At 71.1% G+C, this 1,261-nt stretch carries 1 protein-coding gene; it reads right to left on the bottom strand.

Going from position 1 to position 1,261, the window contains the following annotated elements; genetic code table 11:
* Positions 1–67 precede the first annotated feature (67 nt).
* On the bottom strand, positions 68–1,261 hold a 1,194-nt coding region (locus DD1DGNOD_RS16065; RefSeq protein WP_241255764.1), incomplete at its 5' end, for an EF-Tu/IF-2/RF-3 family GTPase.

The following is a 1,261-nucleotide window of genomic DNA, read 5'->3' as shown; positions in this document are numbered from 1 at the left end:
GCGCGGTGGGCCGGGCCGGGCCGGGCCGGATATGCTGTAGGCCCGGCCGGCTGGCGGGGAACCGGCGCTACTCGGTTCCGCCGGGCCTTTCGCCGAGCTGTTCGGCGGCAATGTGCTCGGGCACCGGTTCATAGCGCAGATGGTTGCGGGTGAAGGTTCCAGTGCCCTGGGTCAGCGACCGGATGTCCACCGCGTATCGCAGCATCTCCTTCTCGGGCACCTCGGCCCGCACCACGGTGCGGCCCTTGGCAGTCCCGGGTGGTGCCTGCCCGCCTGCGGCCGGCTCCCCGCTGCCGACGGGCTCGATGCCGACGACCCGCCCGCGCCGTGCCGCGAGATCGCTGGTCACCGTCCCGACGTGCTCGTCGGGGGTGAGCACGCAGACGGCGAGCACTGGTTCGAGCAGGACGATTCCGGCGGCTCGGGCGGCGTTCTTCACCGCCAGCGCGCCGGCGGCCTGGAAGGCGATGTCGGAGGAGTCCACCGAGTGAGCCTTGCCGTCCACCAGCCGCACCCGGATGTCGACGAGCGGATAACCGGCCGCCACCCCGAGATCGAGCTGGCGCAGCACGCCCTTTTCCACCGAGGGGATAAAGTGGCGGGGGACCGCGCCGCCGACCACCTCGTCGAGGAATTCCCGGCCGGTTCCGGTCGGGAGCGGTTCCACCTCGACATGACATATTGCGTACTGACCATGACCACCGGACTGCTTGACGTGCCGGCCGGTTCCCCGCGCCGGTCCGCGCAGCGTCTCCCGCAGCGGGACCCGCGGCGACGCACGGTCGACGTCCACGCCGTAGCGGGTCCGCAGCCGGTCGATGACGACGTCGCTGTGTGCCTCGCCCATACACCACAGCACGAGCTGACCGGTTTCGGTGCCGTACTCCACGGTCAGGGTCGGGTCCTCCGCGACGAGGCGGGCGAGCGCCGTCGACAGCTTGTCCTCCGCACTCTTCGTCTGCGCGTGGATCGCCACGGGCAGCTGCGGCTGCGGCATCGACCACGCTTCGAACAGGATGGGATCGTCCGGGCTCGACAGGGTGTCGCCGGTCTCCGCGGTGGCCAGTTTCGCCACGACACAGAGGTCGCCGGCACGGCAGGTCTGCGCCGGCTGCTGCCCGGACCGGCCGACGGGTCGGGAGACCCCTGCGATCTTCCCGTCGTCGTCGTGGTCGGGATGGCCGCGCTCAGCCCGACCGTGCCCACAGATGTGCACGGTCATGTCCGAGCGCAGCGTTCCGGAGAACACCCTGACCAGCGA

It is taken from the genome of Candidatus Protofrankia californiensis (assembly GCF_900634765.1).
Classification (GTDB): domain Bacteria; phylum Actinomycetota; class Actinomycetes; order Frankiales; family Frankiaceae; genus Protofrankia; species Protofrankia californiensis.
The sequence above is the reverse complement of the archived record's forward strand: the minus strand, read 5'-3'. Positions and strand labels throughout refer to the sequence as shown.